We start from the raw sequence: 23,736 nt of genomic DNA, 5'->3' as shown, positions 1-23,736 counted from the left end.
GCAGCGACGAGCAAGGAGCGACATGGATAACGCCCCGGACCAAGACGACCTCCCGGTAGAACTGCCGGATATCGAGTTTCAGTCACCGGGGCGTTTTACTGTCCATAACCCGCCCAGCGAAGCGCTGCCGCCTGAAGTTCTGGAGCCCGCACCATTCAAGCTCGGCGAAGGCGACCAACTACAGCGTTTCAACAAGCCCGAACAGGCCCGCGCCCATGCGCTCGCACTGACCCAGCAGGCGCGCCGCACGCTCTATCTCTATACCCCCGACCTTGAGCCCTGGCTGTATCATCACAGCAGCATCCAGGAGGCCTGCACCCAATTGCTGCTGGGCAATCCGCGCAACCGCCTGATGATCCTGGTGCGCGACAGCACCCGTGCGGTGAAGGAAGGCCATCGCCTGCTCAACCTCAGCCGTCGCCTGTCCAGCTACTGCCAGATCCGCCGGATCAACCCTGACTATCCGAGCGAGGAGCACGCCTTCCTCCTCGCCGACGATTGTGGCCTGTTGCTGCGCCCTGAGCCCGGCGAATACGCTGGCTATGCGCACTACAACAACGCTGGGCGCGTCCGTCAGCTGATCGCGCAATTCGAACAGACCTGGAACACCAGCGTCCTCGACCCGAACCTGCGGAGCTTTCTGATTTGAGCCGACACTCACTCGCCTTGATTTTCGCCTGCGCGATCAGCTTGTCCGCCGTCGCGGCGCCTCGCACCGAGATCATTCCGCTCAACTACCGCACCGCCGAAGATGTACTGCCGGTGGCACAGCAGGTGCTGGGCAACGAAGGCCGGGTTACCGCCTATGGAAACCAACTGGTGGTGAACGCCGAACTGGCGAAGATCCGCGAACTGCAGCAGGTTCTCGAGCAGCTGGATACGCGCCCGCATCAACTACTGATCAGCGTCGATACGCTCGATGGCAGCCAGGGTAGCCAGAGCGGCTACTCGGTGAACGGCTCGGTCAGCGCCGGCAATGTGGACATCCAGGCTGGCCGCGGGGAAGTCAACGGCCGCGACCAGGTGCGCATCATCAATCGATCCACCAACAGTCGCGGCGGCGGCACACAGCAGGTGCGCACTACCGAAGGCTCCCCCGCCTTCATCCAGGTCGGCCAGAGCCAGCCAGTGACCAACGCCGGCATCGGCCCCTACGGCCAGGTCTACAGCCAGACCGAGTACCGTGATGCCAACCAGGGCATGTATGTGACCGCCAGTATCACCGGCAATCTGGTGCACATCACTCTGAGCACGCGCAACGACCGCTTCAACGGCAATTACCAGGGCTCGATGAATACCAGCTCGGCGGACACCAGCATCAGCGGGCCCATTGGCCAGTGGATCGAGATCGGTGGCGTCAGCCAGAGCAACCAGAGCACCCAGAACGGCTATACCCGCCAGTACAGTACCCAGGGACGTAGCGACAGCAGCCTGCGGGTGAAGGTCGAAGTGCTCGACTAATCCTTCCGCAGGTGACTTGCCAGTCCTCGTTAGACCTTCGTGTAGTAGTCCAAAAAAAACACTACAAAACGTTTGACGAACGCTCGTTTGAAAGTGCATGATGGCCTCGCTCCCGCTAACCAGAGGGCCTCAAAGCCCTTCGGACCGAGCCAGTGGCCCACCCGCCATGCAGGTCCGTGTTGTTAAGCCCACAAGGCGGATCGACGAGGTTGCGACTGGCAAGAGGTTGTCCTGAGGGACGGGGAAGCAAGCCTTAGCAACAGCACGAAGTGACGGATTCAGCCGTCCACCATTGCCCAACGGCTGCCACGAGCCGGCAAGCGATTCTGGATGTCACCGCTGCAGTCACCCGTCTGTACGCCGCTCTACCCCACTCCTCCAGCGTCATTCCTTCTTTCGGTCGCCCCTTCGCCATCCCGCGGCGAGCAACCCGCAGCCAATACCGTTTCGATACAGGTCTTGAGTGGGTAAGTCGGTGCTCAACCAAACACATACTTTGAAGGATTGACCATGTCCGCTTATCAAAACGACATCAAAGCCGTTGCCGCTCTGAAAGAGAAAACCGGTAACAGCTGGAGCGCTATCAACCCCGAGTCGGTTGCCCGCATGCGCGCTCAGAACCGCTTCAAGACTGGTCTCGACATCGCCAAGTACACTGCGGCCATCATGCGCAAGGACATGGCCGAGTATGACGCCGACACCTCCGTCTACACCCAATCCCTGGGTTGCTGGCATGGCTTCATCGGTCAGCAGAAGCTGATCTCGATCAAGAAGCACCTGAAGACCACCAACAAGCGCTACCTCTACCTGTCCGGCTGGATGGTTGCCGCGCTGCGTTCCGACTTCGGCCCGCTGCCCGACCAGTCCATGCACGAGAAAACCGCCGTTTCCGGCCTGATCGAAGAGCTGTACACCTTCCTGCGCCAGGCTGACGCCCGCGAACTGGACCTGCTCTTCACCGCCCTGGACAGCGCTCGCGCCGCCGGCGACAAAGTCAAGCAGGACGAAATCCAGGCCCAGATCGACGGCTACGAAACCCACGTAGTACCGATCATCGCCGACATCGACGCCGGCTTCGGCAACCCGGAAGCGACCTACCTGCTGGCCAAGAAAATGATCGAAGCCGGTGCCTGCTGCATCCAGATCGAGAACCAGGTTTCCGACGAGAAGCAGTGCGGCCACCAGGACGGCAAAGTGACCGTTCCGCACGAAGACTTCCTCGCCAAGATCAACGCCGTTCGCTACGCGTTCCTCGAACTGGGTGTTGACGATGGCGTGATCGTTGCCCGCACCGACTCCCTGGGCGCCGGCCTGACCAAGCAGATCGCCGTGACCAAAGAGCCGGGCGACCTGGGCGACCAGTACAACTCCTTCCTGGATTGCGAAGAAGTCTCCGCTGCCGAACTGCAGAACGGCGACGTGGTGATCAACCGTGGCGGCAAGCTGCTGCGTCCCAAGCGCCTGGCTTCCAACCTGTTCCAGTTCCGCAAGGGCACCGGCGAAGACCGCTGCGTCCTGGACTGCATCACCTCGCTGCAGAACGGCGCCGATCTGCTGTGGATCGAAACCGAGAAGCCGCACGTTGGCCAGATCAAGGGCATGGTTGACCGCATCCGCGAAGTCATCCCGAACGCCAAGCTGGTTTACAACAACAGCCCGTCGTTCAACTGGACCCTGAACTTCCGTCAGCAGGTGTTCGATGCATTCGTCGCCGAAGGCAAGGACGTTTCCGCCTACGACCGCGCCAAGCTGATGAGCGTCGAGTACGACGAGACCGAACTGGCCCAGGTTGCCGACGAGAAGATCCGTACCTTCCAGCGCGATGGCTCTGCCCACGCCGGCATCTTCCACCACCTGATCACCCTGCCGACCTACCACACCGCCGCTCTGTCGACCGACAACCTGGCCAAAGGCTACTTCGCCGACCAGGGCATGCTGGCCTACGTGAAAGGCGTTCAGCGTCAGGAACTGCGTCAGGGCATCGCCTGCGTCAAGCACCAGAACATGGCTGGCTCGGACATCGGCGACAACCACAAAGAGTACTTCGCTGGCGAAGCCGCTCTGAAAGCCTCGGGTAAAGACAACACCATGAACCAGTTCCACTAAGAACTGGCTCACCAGCCCCTCAGGGCTGGCAGGCTCCACGAAACCCCGGCCTCGGCCGGGGTTTTGCTTTTTTGTGCTTGGCCGAACCGCCAGACGTCTTCTCCCCGCCCGCCAAGGGCAGGCTCGCCTCGACCTGCCAGCCTCGCGCTTCCTTTATATGAATGGAAATGCCCCTCCATGAAAGGCATGCCCAAGCGCAACCGCCTCGCACTCGCCGCCCATCTCATCCAGCGCCTCCCGCGCTGTCTTCACGAGCCGCTGCTCAGCCGACTGTTCTGCTCCCAGGTGCGCTTCGCCGGCACGGCTGGCGTACGCATCCAGAAGCTCTCCGACAGCGAAGTGCGCATGAGCCTGGCCAACCACCGCCGCGCCCGTAATCACATCGGCGGCGTTCACGCTGCCGCCATGGCGCTGCTGGCCGAATCCGCCAGCGGCTGCATGGTTGGCATGAACCTGCCGGATCACAAGCTGCCGCTGATCAAGACCCTCAAGGTGGACTACCTGCGCCGGGCCAGCGGCAGCCTGCGCGCCATCGCCACGCTGACACCGGAACAGCGCCGCGCAATGCAGGAAGAAGATCGAGGCGAAGCACTGGTCCAGGTCACCCTTCTCGACGACTCCGGGGCCGAACCGGTGCGCTGCGAGATGCGCTGGGCGTGGGTCCGGAAAGGAAATTGAACCACCCGCAAGCCTGGACGACCAACGAATTCACAGAGGAATAATTCGAAGTCGGATACCAGGCGAAATAAAAGCCCCGGCGCTTATATGTAGTAAAGTTACGGATATACGACACTGCAAATGATAATATTTATCATTTATAGAATGCCGATTTATTGCGGGCAAATACCTCGAAAGTACTATTCGACCAAAGCCGAAGTGCCGCCACACTAGGCATCCAGAGCCGCGCAAACAGGGCGCTACGGGAAATGCAAAAGCCTTTTGCCCGAAATAGAAGCATCTGTTTGTGTTGGAAAAATTTACTTGCTGAAGGCTTTGGGCATAAAATTGGAAAGATGACCTGAACCCTTAGCTCACTATCCTTGAGTTGTCGGGTTCGCAGTAGTCAGGCGTTGCGCCTGGAACCCAAGACAATCGTTATTTGTAGGAAGGAGTATCGGCATGCCCAATCCAGCTGAACTTGCAGCTCAACACTGGGGACTCGCCGCCTTCCTTTTAGGAGTGCTGGGCCTGCTCGCCTTCATGCTAGGGGTTTCCAGCCTGCTTGGCAGTAAGGCATTTGGTCGCAGCAAGAACGAACCGTTCGAATCGGGGATCGTTCCTACCGGCAGCGCCCGCCTGCGCCTGTCGGCAAAATTCTATCTGGTCGCGATGCTCTTCGTGATCTTCGACGTCGAAGCCCTCTTCCTTTTCGCCTGGTCAGTGTCCGTCCGTGAAAGCGGCTGGGCCGGTCTGATCGAGGCAACCATTTTCATAGCAATTCTGTTGGCAGGTCTTGTCTACCTGTGGCGTATCGGCGCGCTCGATTGGGCGCCGGCGGCACGTCGCGCACGGCAGGCGAAGCTAAAACAATGAGGCTTTGGCGATGCAATACAAACTTACCCGGATCGATCCGGATGCGCCCAACGATCAATACCCGATCGGCGAACGCGAAACGGTAGAAGACCCGCTCATCGAAGGGCAGGTCCACAAGAACATCTTCATGGGCAAGCTCGAGGATGTTCTCAACGGTGCGGTGAACTGGGGTCGCAAGAACTCCCTGTGGCCGTACAACTTCGGGCTGTCCTGCTGCTACGTGGAGATGACCACGGCGTTCACCGCGCCACACGACATCGCCCGTTTCGGCGCCGAAGTGATCCGTGCATCGCCGCGCCAGGCTGACTTCATGGTCATCGCCGGCACCTGCTTCATCAAGATGGCCCCGGTCATCCAGCGCCTGTACGAGCAGATGCTGGAACCCAAGTGGGTGATCTCGATGGGGTCGTGCGCCAACTCCGGCGGCATGTACGACATCTACTCGGTCGTTCAGGGGGTCGACAAGTTCCTCCCCGTGGACGTGTACATCCCTGGCTGCCCGCCCCGTCCGGAGGCGTTCCTGCAAGGCCTGATGCTGCTGCAGGAATCCATCGGCCAGGAGCGTCGCCCGTTGTCCTGGGTTGTAGGCGATCAAGGCGTCTATCGCGCCGACATGCCTGCCCAGAAGGATCTCAAGCGCGAACAGCGCATTGCGGTCACCAACCTGCGCAGCCCCGACGAAGTGTGATCCGGCCCTCCACGAGAGGCCCGTTTTCACTCCACCGTTGACCGAGTGACTTAAAGACTATGAATGCAGACTCCGCTCTGTACATCCCGCCTTACAAGGCAGACGACCAAGACATCGTCGTCGAACTGAATTCCCGCTTTGGCGCCGAGACCTTCACCGTCCAGGCCACCCGCACCGGCATGCCGGTGCTCTGGGTTGCCCGTGAGCGCCTGATCGACGTCCTCACCTTCCTGCGCAATGTGCCCAAGCCGTACGTCATGCTCTATGACCTGCACGGTGTCGACGAGCGCCTGCGCACCCACCGTCGCAGCCTGCCGGGTGCCGACTTCAGCGTGTTCTACCACCTGATGTCGCTCGAGCGTAATAGTGACGTGATGATCAAGGTGGCCTTGTCCGAAGGCGACCTCAACGTACCCACCGCCACCCGTATCTGGCCGAACGCCAACTGGTACGAGCGCGAGGTCTGGGACATGTACGGGATCACCTTCAATGGTCACCCGCACCTGACCCGCATGCTGATGCCGCCGACCTGGGAAGGTCATCCGCTGCGCAAGGACTACCCGGCGCGCGCCACCGAGTTCGATCCCTACGCGCTGTCCGCCGCCAAGCAGGACCTCGAGCAGGAAGCCCTGCGTTTCAAGCCCGAAGACTGGGGCATGAAGCGCCACGGCGAGAACGAGGACTTCATGTTCCTCAACCTGGGTCCGAACCACCCTTCCGCGCACGGTGCGTTCCGCATCATCCTGCAGCTGGACGGTGAAGAGATCCTCGACTGCGTTCCGGAGATCGGCTACCACCACCGTGGCGCCGAGAAGATGGCCGAGCGCCAGTCCTGGCACAGCTTCATCCCCTACACCGACCGTATCGACTACCTCGGCGGCGTGATGAACAACCTGCCGTATGTGCTCTCGGTCGAGAAGCTCGCCGGCATCAAGGTGCCGCAGCGCGTCGACGTCATCCGCATCATGATGTCGGAGTTCTTCCGCATCCTGAACCACCTTCTGTACCTGGGTACCTACATCCAGGACGTGGGTGCGATGACCCCGGTGTTCTTCACCTTCACCGACCGTCAGCGCGCCTACAAGGTCGTCGAAGCCATCACCGGCTTCCGCCTGCACCCGGCCTGGTACCGCATCGGCGGCGTCGCCCACGACCTGCCGCGCGGCTGGGACAAGCTGGTTCGCGAATTCCTCGACTGGATGCCCAAGCGTCTGGACGAGTACGAAACCGCCGCCCTGAAGAACAGCATCCTGCGTGGCCGTACCATCGGCGTTGCCCAGTACAACACCAAGGAAGCGCTGGAATGGGGCACCACCGGCGCCGGCCTGCGCGCCACCGGCTGCGACTTCGACCTGCGCAAGGCCCGCCCCTACTCCGGCTACGAGAACTTCGAGTTCGAAGTACCGCTGGCGGCCAACGGCGACGCCTACGACCGCTGCATGGTCAAGATGGGCGAGATGCGCCAGAGCCTGCGCATCATCGAGCAGTGCCTGAAGAACATGCCCGAAGGCCCGTACAAGGCGGATCACCCGCTGACCACGCCGCCGCCCAAAGAGCGCACGCTGCAGCACATCGAGACCCTCATCACCCACTTCCTGCAGGTTTCCTGGGGCCCGGTCATGCCGGCCAACGAAGCCTTCCAGATGGTGGAAGCGACCAAGGGCATCAACAGCTACTACCTGACGAGCGATGGCAGCACCATGAGCTACCGGACCCGCATCCGGACGCCCAGCTTCCCGCACCTGCAGCAGATTCCGTCGGTGATCAACGGCAGCATGATTGCTGACCTGATCGCTTATCTGGGCAGTATCGACTTCGTTATGGCCGACGTGGACCGCTGATCATGAGTACCCTTATCCAGACTGATCGTTTCGAACTCAGCGAAACCGAGCGCTCGGCCATCGAGCACGAAATGCATCACTACGAGGACTCCCGCGCGGCGTCCATCGAAGCCCTGAAGATCGTTCAGAAGCAGCGCGGCTGGGTGCCGGACGGCGCCATTCCGGCCATCGCCGACATCCTCGGCATCCCCGACAGCGACGTCGAGGGTGTGGCTACCTTCTATAGCCAGATCTTCCGCCAGCCGGTCGGCCGCCACATCATCCGCGTCTGTGACAGCATGGTCTGCTACATCGGCGGTCACGAGTCCGTGGTTGGCGAGATCCAGAAGCAGCTGGGCATCGGCCTCGGCCAGACCACCGCCGACGGCCGCTTCACCCTGCTGCCGGTGTGCTGCCTGGGCAACTGCGACAAGGCCCCGGCGATGATGATCGACGACGACACCTTCGGCGACCTGCGTCCCGACGGCGTCGCCAAACTGCTGGAGGCCTACGCATGAGTCGCCTCACCTCCTACGGCACGCCCAACCGCACCGCGCGCGCGGCCGAAACCCATCCGCTGACCTGGCGCCTGCGTGACGACGGCGCCCCGGTCTGGCTGGAGGAATACCAGTCGAAGAATGGCTATGCCGCCGCGCGCAAGGCGCTGGCGCAGATGGCCACCGACGACATCGTCCAGACCGTCAAGGACTCCGGCCTCAAGGGCCGCGGTGGTGCGGGCTTCCCCACCGGCGTGAAGTGGGGCCTGATGCCCAAGGACGAATCCCTCAACATCCGCTACCTGCTGTGCAACGCGGACGAGATGGAGCCCAACACCTGGAAGGACCGCATGCTCATGGAGCAGCTGCCGCACCTGCTGGTGGAAGGCATGCTGATCTCCGCGCGCGCCCTCAAGGCCTACCGCGGCTACATCTTCCTGCGCGGCGAGTACGTCGACGCGGCCCGTAACCTGAACCGCGCCATCGATGAAGCCAAGGCCGCCGGCCTGCTGGGCAAGAACATCCTCGGCAGCGGCTTCGATTTCGAGCTGTTCGTCCACACCGGCGCCGGTCGCTACATCTGTGGCGAAGAGACTGCACTGATCAACTCGCTGGAAGGCCGCCGCGCCAACCCGCGCTCCAAGCCGCCCTTCCCCGCCGCCGTTGGCGTGTGGGGCAAGCCGACCTGCGTGAACAACGTCGAGACCCTGTGCAACGTGCCGGCGATCGTCGAGCACGGCGTCGACTGGTACAAGGGCCTCGCCCGTCCGGGCAGCGAAGACATGGGCACCAAGCTCATGGGCTTCTCCGGCAAGGTGAAGAACCCCGGTATCTGGGAACTGCCCTTCGGCCTTCCGGCCCGCGAGCTGTTCGAGGACTACGCCGGCGGCATGCGCGACGGCTACAAGCTCAAGGCCTGGCAGCCGGGCGGCGCCGGCACCGGCTTCCTCCTGCCGGAGCACCTGGACGCGCTGTTCTACGCCGGCGGCGTCGCCAAGGTCGGCACCCGTATGGGCACCGGTCTGGCCATGGCAGTGGACGACAGCGTCAACATGGTTTCCCTGCTGCGCAACATGGAAGAGTTCTTCGCCCGCGAATCGTGCGGCTGGTGCACGCCGTGCCGTGACGGCCTGCCGTGGAGCGTGAAGGTACTGCGCGCGCTGGAGAAAGGCGAAGGCGCCCAGGGCGACCTGGAAACCCTCGAGCAGCTTGTCAACTTCCTCGGCCCAGGCAAGACCTTCTGTGCCCACGCACCGGGTGCCGTCGAGCCGCTGGGCAGCGCACTGAAGTATTTCCGTCCCGAGTTCGAAGCGGGCATTTCCCGCCAGGCTCAGGCCGTACAAGCACCGCAGACTGTCGGCGCTTGATGCTTTGATCGCCGGGCACTGCGCCCGGCGTTGTTTCGTTGCAGTGCCGCGGCGTGCCGCCGGCCCGATGAAACCGTGATTTCTATTAGCCACGCCCGCTGACAACGGGCCAACGAAGACTTAGACCCATGGCCACGATCCACGTAGACGGCAAGACGTTAGAAGTCGACGGAGCGGACAACCTGTTGCAGGCCTGTCTCTCCCTCGGTCTCGACATCCCCTACTTCTGCTGGCACCCGGCGCTCGGAAGCGTCGGCGCATGCCGCCAGTGCGCGGTCAAGCAGTACACCGACGAGAACGACAAACGCGGTCGTCTCGTCATGTCCTGCATGACTCCCGCCACCGACAACACCTGGATTTCCATCGAGGACGAAGAGGCCAAGCAGTTCCGCGCCAGCGTCGTCGAATGGCTGATGACCAACCACCCGCACGACTGCCCGGTCTGCGAGGAAGGCGGTCACTGCCACCTGCAGGACATGACGGTGATGACCGGCCACAACCAGCGCCGGTACCGCTTCACCAAGCGCACCCACCAGAACCAGGAGCTCGGCCCGTTCATCGCCCACGAGATGAACCGCTGCATCGCCTGCTACCGTTGCGTCCGTTACTACAAGGACTATGCCGGCGGCACCGACCTGGGCGTCTACGGCGCGCACGACAACGTCTACTTCGGCCGTATCGAGGACGGTGTACTGGAGAGCGAATTCTCCGGCAACCTGACCGAGGTCTGCCCGACCGGCGTGTTCACCGACAAGACCCACTCCGAGCGCTACAACCGCAAGTGGGACATGCAGTTCGCCCCGAGCATCTGCCATGGCTGCTCCAGCGGCTGCAATATCAGCCCCGGTGAGCGTTACGGTGAAATCCGCCGCATCGAGAACCGCTACAACGGCTCGGTGAACCACTACTTCCTCTGCGACCGCGGCCGCTTCGGCTACGGCTACGTCAACCGCGAAGACCGCCCGCGCCAACCGCAGCTGATGCTGAGCAAGCAGAAGCTCTCGCTGGATGGCGCCCTCGACCAGACCGCTGCCCTGCTCAAGGGCCGCAAGGTCATCGGTATCGGTTCGCCGCGTGCCAGCCTGGAAAGCAACTACGCCCTGACCGAACTGGTCGGCGCGCAGAACTTCTACAGCGGCATCTCCGCTGACGAGCTGCAACGCCTGCAACTGGTGCTGAAAGTGATGCAGGACGGCCCGCTGCCGGTGCCGACCATCCGCGACATCGAAGACCACGACGCAGTGTTCGTGCTCGGCGAAGACCTGACCCAGACCGCTGCCCGTATCGCCCTGGCCCTGCGCCAGTCGGTGAAAGGCAAGGGCGAGGACATGGCCGCCGCGATGAAGATCCAGCCGTGGCTCGACGCCGCAGTGAAGACCATCGCCCAGCACGAGATGAACCCGCTGTTCATCGCCAGCCTGGATGAAACCCGCCTGGACGACGTGGCCGCCGAGTGCGTGCACGCCGCCACCGAAGACCTGGCCCGCCTGGGCTTCGCTGTGGCCCACGCCATCGACCCGAGCGCTCCGGCCGTCGTCGGCCTCGACACCGAAGCCGCCGCCCTGGCCCAGCGCATCGCCGATGCTCTGGTTGCCGCCAAGCGTCCGCTGGTGGTTTCCGGCACCTCGCTGGGCAGCAACGCCCTGATCGAAGCCGCCGCCAACATCGCCAGCGCACTGAAGAACCGCGAGAAGAACGGCTCCCTGAGCCTGGTGGTTCCGGAAGCCAACAGCCTGGGCCTCGCCCTCTTCGGCGGTGACTCCATCGAAGCCGCTCTCGAGCAGCTGACCTCCGGCGCCGCCGATGCCGTGGTGATCCTGGAGAACGACCTGTACCGCCGCGCCGACGCTGCCGCTGTCGATGCTGCACTGGCCACCGCGAAGATCGTAGTCGTCGCCGACCACCAGCAGACCGCCACCAGCGCCAAGGCCACCGTCCTGCTGCCGGCCGCCAGCTTCGCCGAAGGCGATGGCACCCTGGTCAGCCAGGAAGGCCGCGCCCAACGCTTCTTCCAGGTCTACGATCCGACCTACTACAACGCCGACAACCTGGTCCGCGAAGGCTGGCGCTGGCTGCACGCGCTGCACAGCACCCTGGAAGGCAAGCGTGTCGACTGGACCCAGCTGGACCACGTGATCGACGCCGTCGTCGCTGCCAAGCCGCAACTGGCTGGCATCCGCGAGGCCGCGCCGAACGCCGCGTTCCGCATCAAGGGCCTGAAGCTGGCGCGCGAGCCGCACCGCTACTCCGGCCGTACCTCGATGCGCGCCAACATCAATGTCAGCGAGCCGCGCCAACCGCAGGACATCGACTCCGCGTTCGCCTTCTCCATGGAAGGTTACGCCGGCAGCACCGAACCGCGTCAGCAGATTCCGTTCGCCTGGTCCCCAGGCTGGAACTCCCCGCAGGCCTGGAACAAGTTCCAGGACGAAGTGGGTGGTCATCTGCGCGCCGGCGATCCGGGCGTGCGCCTGATCGAGGCCAAGGGCGAAGCCCTGTGGTTCAGCGAGATTCCTGCACCGTTCCACACCGCCGCCAGCCAGTTCAAGGTGGTGCCCTTCTATCACCTGTTCGGCAGCGAGGAGAACTCCTCGAAAGCCGCTCCGGTGCAGGAACGCATCCCGCAGACCTACATCACTCTGGCCAAGGCCGAGGCTGACCGTCTGGGCGTCAACGAAGGTGCGATCATCCGCCTGACCGTCAAGGGCCAGGAGCTGCGCCTGCCGCTGCGTGTGAGCGAAGAGCTGGGCGCTGGCCTGGTCGCCCTGCCGATCGGTCTGCAAGGCATTCCCGCCGGTGTCATCGGCGCCGTCGCTGAAGGTCTGCAGGAGGCTGCGCAATGAGCTGGCTGACACCCGCCATCGTCGACATCCTGATCGAGGTCATCAAGGCCATCGTCATCCTGCTCGCCGTGGTCGTCTGCGGCGCGCTGCTCAGCTGGGTCGAGCGTCGTCTGCTCGGCCTCTGGCAGGACCGCTACGGTCCGAACCGGGTCGGCCCCTTCGGTGCCTTCCAGCTTGGCGCCGACATGCTGAAGATGTTCTTCAAGGAAGACTGGACCCCGCCGTTCGCCGACAAGATGATCTTCACCCTCGCGCCCATGATCGCCATGGGTGCGCTGCTGGTGGCCTTCGCAGTCATCCCGATCACCCCGACCTGGGGCGTCGCGGACCTGAACATCGGCATCCTGTTCTTCTTCGCCATGGCCGGCCTGACCGTTTACGCGGTGCTGTTCGCCGGCTGGTCGAGCAATAACAAGTTCGCCCTCCTCGGCAGCCTGCGCGCCTCGGCCCAGACCATCTCCTACGAGGTGTTCCTGGCCCTGTCGCTGATGGGCATCGTCGCCCAGGTCGGTTCGTTCAGCCTGCGCGACATCGTCGATTACCAGGCCGAGCACATGTGGTTCATCATCCCCCAGTTCTTCGGCTTCATGACCTTCTTCGTCGCCGGCGTCGCCGTGACCCACCGTCACCCGTTCGACCAGCCCGAAGCCGAGCAGGAACTGGCCGACGGTTACCACATCGAGTACGCCGGCATGAAATGGGGCATGTTCTTCGTCGGCGAGTACATCGGCATCGTGCTGGTGTCCGCGCTGCTGGCGACCCTGTTCTTCGGCGGCTGGCACGGTCCCTTCGGCATCCTGCCGCAGATCCCGTTCTTCTGGTTCGCCCTGAAAACCGGCTTCTTCATCATGATGTTCATTCTGCTGCGGGCTTCCATCCCACGCCCGCGCTATGACCAGGTGATGGCCTTCAGCTGGAAGTTCTGCCTCCCGCTGACCCTGATCAACCTGCTGGTGACCGGCGCTGTCGTGCTGGCGACCCAGTAAGGAGTACGACCATGATCAAGTACATTTTCGACGTGGTGCACGGCACCTACACCCAGCTGCGCAGCCTGGTGATGATCTTCGGTCACGCCTTCCGCAAGCGTGACACCCTGCAGTATCCGGAAGAGCCCGTGTACCTGCCGCCGCGCTACCGTGGCCGCATCGTGCTCACTCGCGACCCCGACGGTGAGGAGCGCTGCGTTGCGTGCAACCTGTGCGCCGTGGCCTGCCCGGTCGGCTGCATCTCCCTGCAGAAGGCCGAGATGGACGATGGCCGTTGGTACCCCGAGTTCTTCCGCATCAACTTCTCTCGCTGCATCTTCTGCGGCCTGTGCGAAGAAGCCTGCCCGACCACCGCGATCCAGCTGACACCGGATTTCGAGATGGGCGAGTTCAAGCGCCAGGACCTGGTCTACGAGAAGGAAGACCTGCTGATCTCCGGCCCCGGCAAGAACCCGGACTACAACTTCTACCGCGTTGCCGGCATGGCCATCGCCGGCAAGCCGAAAGGCGCCGCGCAGAACGAGGCCGAACCGATCAACGTCAAGAGCCTGCTGCCGTAAGGAGACGTCGCGTGGAATTCGCTTTCTACTTCGCCGCCGGCGTCGCCGTGCTGGCAACCTTCCGGGTCATCACCAACAGCAACCCGGTGCATGCCCTGCTCTACCTCATCATTTCGCTGCTGGCGGTATCGATGACCTTCTTCAGCCTCGGCGCCCCGTTCGCCGGCGCCCTGGAGATCATCGTCTACGCCGGCGCGATCATGGTGCTGTTCGTGTTCGTGGTCATGATGCTCAACCTCGGCCCGGCGATTGCCGAGCAGGAGCGCAAGTGGCTCAAGCCCGGTGTCTGGATTGGCCCCGGCGCCCTGGCTGCCGTGCTGCTCGTCGAGTTGCTGTGGATGCTCTCGCGCACCCCGAGCGGTATCGGCATCGGCCACACCACCGTGGACGCCAAGGCCGTGGGCATCAGCCTGTTCGGCCCGTACCTGCTGGTCGTCGAACTGGCCTCGATGCTGCTGCTGGCGGCACTGGTCGCCGCCTACCACCTCGGCCGCCACGAAGCGAAGGACTAACACCATGAATGCAATCCCTCTCGAACACGGACTGGCACTCGCCGGTGTGCTGTTCTGCTTCGGCCTGGTGGGCCTGATGGTACGACGCAACATCCTGTTCGTACTGATGAGCCTGGAAGTGATGATGAACGCCGCCGCCCTGGCCTTCGTGGTCGGTGGCGCCCGCTGGGGCCAGCCTGACGGCCAGGTGATGTTCATCCTGGTGCTCAGCCTGGCTGCGGCCGAGGCCAGCATTGGCCTGGCGATCCTGCTCCAGCTGTATCGCCGCTTCCATACCCTCGATATCGACGCTGCCAGCGAGATGCGCGGATGAACCTGCTGCCCCTTACTTTCCTGTTCCCCCTGGTCGGCTTCCTGCTGCTCTCGTTCTCGCGCGGCAAGTGGTCGGAAAATCTCTCGGCACTGGTCGGTGTCGGCTCCGTGGGCCTGGCGGCCCTCTCCGCCTTCTGGGCGATCTGGAGCTTCCACAGCAACCCGCCCGAAGGTGGCGCCTACAGCCTGGTGCTGTGGCAATGGATGAGCGTTGGCGACTTCAAGACCAACTTCACCCTGTACCTGGACGGCCTCTCGGTCACCATGCTCGGCGTGGTCACCGGCGTCGGCTTCCTGATCCACCTGTTCGCCTCCTGGTACATGCGCGGTGAAACCGGCTATTCGCGGTTCTTCGCGTACACCAACCTGTTCATCGCCAGCATGCTGTTCCTGGTACTGGGCGATAACCTGCTGTTCATGTACTTCGGCTGGGAAGGCGTGGGCCTCTGCTCCTACCTGCTGATCGGTTTCTATTACAACCACGTACCGAACGGCAACGCAGCGCTGAAGGCCTTCATCGTGACCCGCGTGGGTGACGTGTTCTTCGCCATCGGCATGTTCATCCTGTTCCAGCACCTGGGCACGCTGAACATCCAGGAGCTGCTGGTCCTGGCTCCGCAGCACTTCGCCAAGGGCGACCTGTGGATCAACCTGGCCACCCTGATGCTGCTCGGCGGCGCCGTCGGCAAATCCGCCCAGCTGCCGCTGCAGACCTGGCTGGCCGACGCGATGGCCGGTCCGACTCCGGTCTCCGCGCTGATCCACGCCGCCACCATGGTGACCGCGGGCGTCTACCTGATCGCCCGCTGCCACGGTCTGTTCGAGCTGGCTCCGAACGTTCTGGAGCTGGTTGGCATCATCGGCGCCGTGACCCTGGTGCTGGCGGGCTTCGCAGCCCTGGTGCAGACCGACATCAAGCGTATCCTCGCCTACTCGACCATGAGCCAGATCGGCTACATGTTCCTGGCCCTGGGCGTTGGCGCCTGGGGTGGCGCGATCTTCCACCTGATGACCCATGCCTTCTTCAAGGCCCTGCTGTTCCTTGCTTCGGGTGCGGTGATCGTCGCCTGCCACCACGAGCAGAACATCTTCAAGATGGGTGGCCTGTGGAAGAAGCTGCCGCTGGCCTACGCCAGCTTCGTGGTCGGTGGCGCGGCGCTGTCCGCCCTGCCCTTCCTGACCGCCGGCTTCTACTCCAAGGACGAGATCCTCTGGGAAGCCTTTGCCAGCGGTCACCAGAACCTGCTGATTGCTGGCCTGGTCGGCGCGTTCATGACCTCGCTGTACACCTTCCGTCTGATCTTCATCACCTTCCACGGCGAAGCGAAGACCGAAGCACACGCGGGCCACGGCATCAGCCACTGGCTGCCACTGGGTATCCTGATCGTACTCTCCACCTTCGTCGGTGCGCTGATCACTCCGCCGCTGGCCGGTGTCCTGCCGGAAAGCGCCGGTCACGCCGGGGGTGAAGCCAAGCACAGCCTGGAAATCGCCTCGGGCGCCATCGCCATCGCCGGTATCCTGCTGGCGGGCCTGCTGTTCCTCGGCAAGCGCCGCTTCGTCAGCGCCGTCGCCCAGAGCGCACCGGGCCGCTTCTTCGGCACCTGGTGGTACCACGCCTGGGGCTTCGACTGGCTGTACGACAAGCTGTTCGTGAAACCCTACCTGCTGATCTGCCGCCTGCTGGCCGCGGACCCGATCGACAAGACCCTGGTCCTGGTCCCGCTCACCGCCCGCGGTGGCAACAAACTCCTCAGCCTCACCGAGAACGGCCGCCTGCGTTGGTACGCCGCTTCCCTGGTGGGTGGCGCCGCGCTGCTCCTCGGCGCGCTGCTGCTGGCTTAATGAATTCACGAAAGAGATTGAGCCCGACATGATTCTGCCCTGGCTAATCCTGATCCCCTTCATCGGCGGCTTCCTTTGCTGGATCGCCGAGTACACCAGCAAGACCCTGCCCCGCTGGGTCGCCCTGGGATCGATGGTCCTCACCCTGGCCCTGAGCCTGTGGGTGTGGCACACCGGCGACTTCCAGCTGGCCCCGGCGCCGGGTGGCGAGCCGCAGTGGACCCTGCAGTTCCAGGTACCCTGGATCGAGCGTTTCGGCATCAGCGTGCATCTGGCAATGGACGGCCTGTCCCTGCTGATGGTCGCGCTGACCGGCCTGCTCGGCGTGCTGTCCGTCCTCTGCTCGTGGAACGAGATCCAGCGCCGCATCGGCTTCTTCCACCTGAACCTGCTGTGGATCCTGGGCGGCGTGATCGGCGTGTTCCTCGCCGTCGACCTGTTCCTGTTCTTCTTCTTCTGGGAAATGATGCTGGTGCCGATGTACTTCCTCATCGCGCTCTGGGGTCATAGCTCGGACGATGGCAAGAAGACCCGCATCTACGCCGCCACCAAGTTCTTCATCTTCACCCAGGCCAGCGGCCTGGTGATGCTGGTGGCGATCCTGGGCCTGGTGTTCGTGCACTACAACAGCACCGGCGTGTTGACCTTCAACTACGCCGACCTGCTGAAGACCCAGCTGCCGCCGCACACCGAGTGGATCCTGATGCTCGGCTTCTTCGTCGCCTTCGCGGTGAAGATGCCGGTAGTGCCGGTGCACTCCTGGCTGCCCGACGCCCACGCCCAGGCGCCGACTGCCGGCTCCGTGGACCTGGCCGGCATCCTGCTGAAGACCGCGGCCTACGGCCTGATCCGCTTTGCCCTGCCGCTGTTCCCCAACGCCTCGGCCGAGTTCGCCCCGATCGCCATGACCCTGGGTCTGATCGGCATCTTCTACGGCGCCTTCCTGTCGTTCGCACAGACCGACATCAAGCGCCTGGTGGCCTACTCCTCGGTGTCGCACATGGGCTTCGTGATGATCGGCATCTACTCCGGCAGCCCGCAGGCGCTGCAGGGTGTAGTGGTGCAAATGATCGCCCACGGCCTCTCCGCCGCCGCGCTGTTCATCCTGTGTGGCCAGCTGTACGAGCGCCTGCACACCCGTGACATGCGCAAGATGGGCGGCCTGTGGTCGCGCATCCCGTACCTGCCGGCCGTGGCCCTGTTCTTCGCCACCGCGTCGTTGGGCCTGCCGGGCACCGGCAACTTCGTCGGCGAATTCCTGATCCTGCTGGGCAGCTTCAAGGTCGTTCCGGTGATCACTGTGATCGCCACCTTCGGCCTGGTGTTCGGCTCGGTCTACTCGCTGATCATGATCCACCGCGCGTACTTCGGCCCGGCCAAGTCCGACACCGCCATCGCCGGCCTGAACGCCCGCGAGCTCTCCATGGTGCTCGGCCTGGCGGTGCTGCTGATCGTGCTCGGCGTCTACCCGCAGCCGGTCCTCGACACCTCCGCGGCAACCATGCACGGCGTCCAGCAATGGCTGGGTTCCGCCCTCTCCACTCTGGCAGCACGGTAAGCGCGAAATGACCTTCACGATTCAACACTTCATCGCGCTCCTGCCACTGCTCATCACCAGCGCCACCCTGGTGGTGGTGATGCTCGCGGTAGCCTGGAAGCGTAACCACTCGATGACCGCCACCCTCTCGGTGATCGGTCTGAACCTGGCCCTGCTGTCGATCATCCCGGTGCTGAAAGTCACCCCGATCGAAGTCACCCCGCTCATGGTGGTCGACAACTTCGCCTGCTTCTACATGGCCCTGATCCTGATCGGCGCCCTGGCCTGCACCACCCTCGCCCACGCCTACATGGAAAGCTTCCCAGGCAACCGCGAGGAGTTGTACCTGCTCCTGCTGCTGTCCACCGCGGGCGGCCTGGTACTGGTCAGCGCGCAGAACCTGGCCGGCCTGTTCATCGGCCTGGAACTGCTGTCGGTGCCGGTCTACGGCATGGTGGCCTACGCCTTCTTCAACAAGCGCACCCTGGAAGCGGGCATCAAGTACACCGTGCTGTCCGCCGCCGGCTCTGCTTTCCTGCTGTTCGGCATGGCCCTGCTCTACGCCGAGTCCGGCAACCTGGGCTTCTCCGCCCTGGGCGCCTCGCTGGCAGAGGGCACCAGCCATGGCCCGCTGCTGGCCATTGGCGTCGGCATGATGGTAGTCGGCCTGGGCTTCAAGCTGTCCCTGGCACCGTTCCACCTGTGGACCCCGGATGTCTACGAAGGCGCCCCGGCCCCGGTTGCCACCTTCCTGGCCACTACCGCCAAGGTCGCCGTGTTCGCCGTGCTGCTGCGCCTGTTCCAGATCGCTCCGGCGGCCCTGAACAACGGCCTGCTGCATGACGCCATCGCGGTCATCGCCATCGCCTCGATCCTGATCGGCAACCTGCTGGCGCTGACCCAGAGCAACATCAAGCGCCTGCTGGGCTACTCGTCCATCGCCCACTTCGGCTACCTGCTGATCGCCCTGGTGGCGAGCAAGGGCCTGGCCGTGGAAGCAGTCGGCGTCTACCTGACCACCTACGTCGTTACCACCCTGGGCGCCTTCGGCGTGGTCACCCTGATGTCCACTCCGTACAGCGGTCGCGATGCCGACGCGCTGTTCGAGTACCGCGGCCTGTTCTGGCGCCGTCCGGTGCTGACCGCGGTAATGACCGTGATGATGCTGTCCCTGGCCGGCATCCCGCTGACCGCCGGCTTCATCGGCAAGTTCTACATCGTCGCCACCGGCGTCGAGTCGCAGCACTGGTGGCTGGTCGGCGCCCTGGTACTGGGCAGCGCCATCGGCCTGTTCTACTACCTGCGTGTCATGGTGACCATGTTCCTGGTCGAACCGAACATGAAGCGCCACGACGCTCCCCTGGACTGGGCCCAGCGCGCCGGCGGCATCATGCTGGTAGCCATCGCCCTACTCGCCTTCTTCCTCGGCGTCTACCCGCAACCGCTGCTGGACATCCTCCAGCACAGCGGCCTGGTAGCCGTCGCCGGCTAAGGTCGACAGGCAACAAAAAACCCCGCTTCGGCGGGGTTTTTTGTTGGGCGGGAATCAGGAGATACCGGCTTTTCGTAGGATGGGTGGAGCGCAGCGATACCCATGCTGCTGGCGCACGTCATTGATGGGTATCGCTTCGCTCCACGCCATCCTACAAGGTTCGCGCCCTACTCTACCGGGTTGGGTGCTTCCTCTGCCCTGCCGGTGAACAGGTCCCACGACGCCATGAACAGCGCCGCGATCAGTGGGCCGATGACGAAGCCGTTGAGGCCGAACAGCGACATGCCGCCCAGGGTGGAGATCAGCACCACGTAGTCCGGCATCTTGGTGTCCTTGCCGACCAGGATCGGACGCAGGATGTTGTCCACCAGACCGATCACCACCACGCAGAACAGCGTCAGCACCACACCCTGCCAGATCGCCCCGGTGAGCAGGAAGTAAGCCGCCACCGGCACCCAGATCAGCCCCGCGCCGATGGCCGGCAGCAACGAGAGGAAGGCCATCAGCGTGCCCCAGAGCAACGAGCCCTGGATGCCGAGGAACCAGAAGATCAGGCCGCCCAACGCACCCTGAGTCGCGGCGACGGCGATGTTGCCCTTTACCGTGGCACGGATCACCGTGGTGAACTTGGCGAACAGATGCTGCTTGTGCTCCCCGCTCAGCGGCACCGCCTGCTTGATCCGCTTGCCCAGTGTCGGGCCATCGCGCAGGAGGAAGAACAGCAGGTACAGCATGATGCCGAAGCTGATGACGAACTCGAAGGTGTTCTGGCCGATGCTGAAGGCCTTGGTGGCCACCAGTTGGCTGGCCTGCATCGCGCCCGCCGAAAGCTTTTCCTGCAGGCTGGACAGGTCCGCCAGGTCGAAGCGCTCCAGCAACTGGTGCGCCCAGCCTGGCAACGCGGCGACTGCCTGCTGGTAGTAGGTGATGAAGTTCAGCTCGCCCGACTTCAACCGCTGGTAGACGGTCGCGCCCTCTTGTACCAGCGCACCGGCAATGAAGGTCACCGGCAGGATCACGATCAGAAAGCAGACGGCGAGGGAAATCAGCGCAGCGAGGTTGTTGCGCCCGTTGAGTTTCACCCGCAGGCGGCGCTGCAACGGGGCAAAGATGATCGCCAGGATGGTGCCCCAGAAGACTGCCCCGTAGAACGGCAGCAGGATCCAGCCGAAGGCCAGTGTGACGACCAGCAGCAGGGCGAGGAACGTCCGGTATTCCAGTTTCGATTCGAACATGAGCGGGTCCGTGGGTGGGAAACCTGCTCATTAGTCAGCAGTTGGCCTGCCGAGTGCAACTTTCCGTGCGCGATGGCCCGTTACAGAGCCCTACAACACCATCGCTGCGACCCAGCCGAAGACCAGCAGCGGCAGGTTGTAGTGCAGGAAGGTCGGCACCACGGTGTCCCAGATGTGATTGTGCTGGCCGTCCACATTCAGGCCGGAGGTTGGGCCCAGGGTGGAATCCGAGGCCGGCGAACCCGCGTCACCCAACGCGCCTGCCGTGCCAACGATGCTGACAATGGCCAGTGGACTGAAGCCCAGGTGCACCGCCAGCGGCACGAAGATCGCCGCGATGATCGGTACCGTGGAGAAGGATGAGCCGATGCCCATGGTCACCAGCAGACCCACCAGCAGCATCATGAAGGCTCCCAGCGCCTTGCTGCTGCCGATCCAACCGGCAGCGCTGTCCACCAGGCTGGAAACCTGTCCGGTAGCAGTCATCACTGCCGCAAAGCCCTGCGCAGCGATCATGATGAAGCCGATCATGGCCATCATCTTCATGCCTTCGGTGAACAGGTCGTCCGCTTCCTTCCAGCGCACCACGCCGGACAGCGAGAACACCAGGAAACCCACCAACGCACCGAGGATCATCGAGTCCAGCAGCAGTTGCACGGCAAAGGCCGCCGCGACCGCGACGCCGGCCACCAGCAGGCTCATCTTGCTGTAGGGCGTATCGACTCGCTCGGCCTGCTCGATACGCTCCAGATCGTACTCGCGCTTGCGCCGGTAGCTGAAGAGCACCGCGATCAGCAGGCCGCAAACCATGCCCAGCGCCGGGATCAGCATGGCGTGGGTGACATTGATGCCCTGCACATCGACACCCGCGCGGGCCACGTTGGCCAGCAGGATCTGATTCAGGAAGATGTTGCCGAAGCCCACCGGCAGGAACATGTAGGGGGTGATCAGGCCGAAGGTGATGACGCAGGCGATCAGCCGACGGTCGATCTGCAGGCGCGTGAGCACATAGAGCAACGGTGGCACCAGCAGTGGGATGAACGCGATGTGGATCGGCAGGATGTTCTGCGAGGAGATCGCCACCACCAGCAGCAGGGCGACCATCATCCACTTGAAGCCATTGGAGCCGTTCGCCTCGTGCCGGCCAAGCATGGCCAGGGCACGGTCAGCGAGCGCGTGCGCCATTCCGGAGCGCGCGATGGCTACGGCGAAGGCACCCAGCATGGCGTAGGACAGCGCCACGGTCGCACCGGCACCCAGCCCGTCGTTGAATGCCTTGAGCGTACCGTCCATGCCCAGGCCGCCCAGCAAACCACCCGCTACTGCGCCGGCGATCAGTGCGACCACCACGTGCACGCGACACAGGCTCAGCACCAGCATCAGGCCAATGGCGATCAGCACCGCATTCATATCCACACTCCCAGCTCATCGCCGCGCCAGCGCGCGGGCAAAAGGCGCGTACTCTGCCCAACACCGGACGGGCTGTCAAAAGTTGAGTCGAATCAAGAGGTTTCCGCTGGAACAAGCACGCTTCTTGCCTGTTTTCTGCTGCCTGGAGCCCTCTACCCGTCGGCCAGGCACGCCAGAATCGCCTGTTTTCTGGCGTTTCGTCCCGTCACGGGTCAAGAAGCTGCGGGAAAGGCCGATATACAGGGCATTCCCAGGCTTAGTTCAAACAAGGATTCCCCTCCATGCTCCTGCGCCGTCTCTCCATCCAGTGGAAGATCACGTTGCTTGCCGGGCTCTGCCTTCTCGGCGTCGTCTCGCTGCTCTCCGGCTTGTCCGTCTATCGCACGCAACACAGCACCTCGCTGGTCAAGCAATCGAGCACTGAAATGCTCAACGAGGCAGCGCAGGCCCGCCTGCAATCGCGCGGCGAAGTCCAGGCCATGCGCATCCAGCGCTACATCATGGATGCCTACCAATACGGCAAGGGCTTCTCGCGGCAGGTCCTGTTCCTGCGCGACCAGGCGCAGAAGCGCTTCCTCGACGCCTACGACCTGCGCGAGGACCTGACCCGCCAGGTGAAGACCGCACTGGAAGGCAACCCCGAGCTGCTGGGCCTCTATGTCGCCTTCGAGCCGGACGCGCTGGACGGCAAGGACAAGCTCTTCGCCGGCCAGGGCGAACTGGGCAGCAACGACGCGGGGCGCTTCTCCATCTACTGGTCGCAGGCTACGCCGGGCCATCTGGAGTCCGAAGCCATGGCCGAGTCGCTGCTGCAGGACACCAGCCCCGGCCCGAGCGGCAGCGCTTACAACGCCTGGTTCACCTGCCCCAAGACCACCGGCCAGCCGTGCGTGCTCGACCCGTACTTCGACGACGTCGGCAACAAGAAGATGCTGATGACCAGCATCGCCTTCCCGCTGGAGCTGGACGGCAAGGTCATCGGCGTCATGGGCCTGGACATCAGCATGGAGAAGCTGCAGGAAATCGCCGTGGAAGGCAGCCAGGAACTCTACGAAGGCCAGGGCCGAGTCAGCATCGTCAGCGCCGCCGGCCTGCTGGCCGGCCACAGCGCAGACGCCAGCAAGCTGAGCAAGAAGCTTCAGGAGGTCTACCCGAACCAGGGCACCGACCTGTTGCAGGCAATCGCCGCCAACCATGAGCAGGTCTTCCACCAGGACGATCAACTGCGCGTCGTCGAGCCACTGCAACCAATCCCCGGCTCCAAGCCCTGGGGCGTGCTGCTGGAGGTTCCGCAGAACGTCCTGCTCGGCCCGGCCATCGAACTGCAGAACGAACTGGATAACCAGAGCGTGCAGGGTACCGTCTCACAACTCGGCTTCGGCTTGGTCGCCATCCTGATCGGCCTGTTCGCCATGTGGCTCACCGCCCGTGGCGTAACCCGCCCGATCCTCAACGTTGCTGCCATGCTGCGCAACATCGCCAGCGGCGAGGGCGACCTGACCAAGCGCCTGGACTACAGCGGCAAGGACGAG

At 63.6% G+C, this 23,736-nt stretch carries 20 protein-coding genes; 18 read left to right on the top strand and 2 right to left on the bottom strand.

Translation table 11 applies throughout. From position 1 onward, the window contains the following. Positions 1-22: 22 nt before the first annotated feature. The 17 genes from FAS41_RS27580 to nuoN all read left to right on the top strand — a co-directional run bounded on the left by FAS41_RS27580 (position 23) and on the right by nuoN (position 19,559). A complete protein-coding gene (locus tag FAS41_RS27580; RefSeq protein WP_138526513.1) occupies positions 23-649 on the top strand; it encodes a DUF7931 domain-containing protein in 627 nt (208 codons plus the stop codon). Continuing rightward, positions 646-1,461, top strand: a complete 816-nt coding sequence (locus tag FAS41_RS27575; RefSeq protein ID WP_171049565.1) for a secretin N-terminal domain-containing protein — start codon at positions 646-648, stop codon at positions 1,459-1,461. Before FAS41_RS27580 ends, FAS41_RS27575 begins: the two co-directional genes overlap by 4 nt. A 510-nt stretch (positions 1,462-1,971) precedes the next feature. After that, positions 1,972-3,567, top strand: coding sequence for an isocitrate lyase (locus FAS41_RS27570; protein WP_138526512.1), 1,596 nt, complete (start codon positions 1,972-1,974; stop codon positions 3,565-3,567). A gap of 186 nt (positions 3,568-3,753) precedes the next feature. Then, positions 3,754-4,245 carry a DUF4442 domain-containing protein gene (locus tag FAS41_RS27565; RefSeq protein WP_138526537.1) on the top strand — a complete coding sequence of 164 codons (492 nt, stop codon included), beginning with the start codon at positions 3,754-3,756 and terminating at the stop codon, positions 4,243-4,245. A gap of 441 nt (positions 4,246-4,686) precedes the next feature. Next, entirely contained in the window at positions 4,687-5,100 is a 414-nt protein-coding gene (locus FAS41_RS27560; RefSeq protein ID WP_017517108.1) for an NADH-quinone oxidoreductase subunit A, read from the top strand. Between the two features lie 10 nt (positions 5,101-5,110). Continuing rightward, positions 5,111-5,788 (top strand): NuoB/complex I 20 kDa subunit family protein, encoded by a 678-nt coding sequence (locus FAS41_RS27555; protein WP_045214755.1) that lies wholly within the window; start codon positions 5,111-5,113, stop codon positions 5,786-5,788. Between the two features lie 59 nt (positions 5,789-5,847). Then, positions 5,848-7,629 (top strand): NADH-quinone oxidoreductase subunit C/D, encoded by a 1,782-nt coding sequence (nuoC, locus tag FAS41_RS27550; RefSeq protein WP_138526511.1) that lies wholly within the window; start codon positions 5,848-5,850, stop codon positions 7,627-7,629. Then, a complete protein-coding gene (nuoE, locus tag FAS41_RS27545; RefSeq protein WP_169887231.1) occupies positions 7,626-8,126 on the top strand; it encodes an NADH-quinone oxidoreductase subunit NuoE in 501 nt (166 codons plus the stop codon). The genes nuoC and nuoE overlap by 4 nt, the downstream gene beginning before the upstream one ends. Further along, positions 8,123-9,472 carry an NADH-quinone oxidoreductase subunit NuoF gene (gene nuoF, locus FAS41_RS27540; protein WP_081520490.1) on the top strand — a complete coding sequence of 450 codons (1,350 nt, stop codon included), beginning with the start codon at positions 8,123-8,125 and terminating at the stop codon, positions 9,470-9,472. The genes nuoE and nuoF overlap by 4 nt, the downstream gene beginning before the upstream one ends. Positions 9,473-9,600: 128 nt before the next feature. Then, complete coding sequence (nuoG, locus tag FAS41_RS27535; RefSeq protein WP_138526510.1) at positions 9,601-12,315, top strand: NADH-quinone oxidoreductase subunit NuoG; 2,715 nt, start codon at positions 9,601-9,603, stop codon at positions 12,313-12,315. Next, a complete protein-coding gene (nuoH, locus tag FAS41_RS27530) occupies positions 12,312-13,301 on the top strand; it encodes an NADH-quinone oxidoreductase subunit NuoH (RefSeq protein ID WP_138526509.1) in 990 nt (329 codons plus the stop codon). Before nuoG ends, nuoH begins: the two co-directional genes overlap by 4 nt. Positions 13,302-13,312: 11 nt before the next feature. Continuing rightward, positions 13,313-13,861: an NADH-quinone oxidoreductase subunit NuoI gene (gene nuoI, locus FAS41_RS27525; protein ID WP_138526508.1), complete on the top strand. Its 549-nt coding sequence runs from the start codon at positions 13,313-13,315 to the stop codon at positions 13,859-13,861. A gap of 11 nt (positions 13,862-13,872) precedes the next feature. After that, entirely contained in the window at positions 13,873-14,373 is a 501-nt protein-coding gene (gene nuoJ / locus FAS41_RS27520; RefSeq protein ID WP_017517115.1) for an NADH-quinone oxidoreductase subunit J, read from the top strand. A gap of 4 nt (positions 14,374-14,377) precedes the next feature. Then, complete coding sequence (gene nuoK, locus FAS41_RS27515; protein WP_017517116.1) at positions 14,378-14,686, top strand: NADH-quinone oxidoreductase subunit NuoK; 309 nt, start codon at positions 14,378-14,380, stop codon at positions 14,684-14,686. Next, the gene (nuoL, locus tag FAS41_RS27510; RefSeq protein ID WP_138526507.1) at positions 14,683-16,530 is read left to right on the top strand and encodes an NADH-quinone oxidoreductase subunit L; all 1,848 of its coding nucleotides are present in this window, start codon (positions 14,683-14,685) and stop codon (positions 16,528-16,530) included. The genes nuoK and nuoL overlap by 4 nt, the downstream gene beginning before the upstream one ends. A 28-nt stretch (positions 16,531-16,558) precedes the next feature. Next, the gene (nuoM, locus tag FAS41_RS27505; RefSeq protein ID WP_138526506.1) at positions 16,559-18,088 is read left to right on the top strand and encodes an NADH-quinone oxidoreductase subunit M; all 1,530 of its coding nucleotides are present in this window, start codon (positions 16,559-16,561) and stop codon (positions 18,086-18,088) included. A 7-nt stretch (positions 18,089-18,095) separates the two neighbouring features. Further along, positions 18,096-19,559, top strand: coding sequence for an NADH-quinone oxidoreductase subunit NuoN (gene nuoN / locus FAS41_RS27500; RefSeq protein WP_138526505.1), 1,464 nt, complete (start codon positions 18,096-18,098; stop codon positions 19,557-19,559). Between the two features lie 167 nt (positions 19,560-19,726). Here the strand turns inward: nuoN and FAS41_RS27495 are convergent, their stop codons facing one another. Both FAS41_RS27495 and FAS41_RS27490 read right to left on the bottom strand, forming a co-directional pair. Next, positions 19,727-20,794: an AI-2E family transporter gene (locus tag FAS41_RS27495; protein WP_138526504.1), complete on the bottom strand. Its 1,068-nt coding sequence runs from the start codon at positions 20,792-20,794 to the stop codon at positions 19,727-19,729. Between the two features lie 90 nt (positions 20,795-20,884). Continuing rightward, positions 20,885-22,204 (bottom strand): Na+/H+ antiporter family protein, encoded by a 1,320-nt coding sequence (locus tag FAS41_RS27490; RefSeq protein ID WP_138526503.1) that lies wholly within the window; start codon positions 22,202-22,204, stop codon positions 20,885-20,887. A 281-nt stretch (positions 22,205-22,485) separates the two neighbouring features. Here FAS41_RS27490 and FAS41_RS27485 point away from each other — a divergent pair. Further along, positions 22,486-23,736: PDC sensor domain-containing protein (locus FAS41_RS27485; protein WP_138526502.1), on the top strand; the 1,251-nt coding region annotated here is incomplete at its 3' end.

It is taken from the genome of Pseudomonas nicosulfuronedens (genome assembly GCF_005877905.1).
Classification (GTDB): Bacteria; Pseudomonadota; Gammaproteobacteria; order Pseudomonadales; family Pseudomonadaceae; genus Pseudomonas; species Pseudomonas nicosulfuronedens.
Note: the sequence above shows the minus strand (reverse complement) of the source record. Positions and strands in the feature narration are given on the sequence as shown.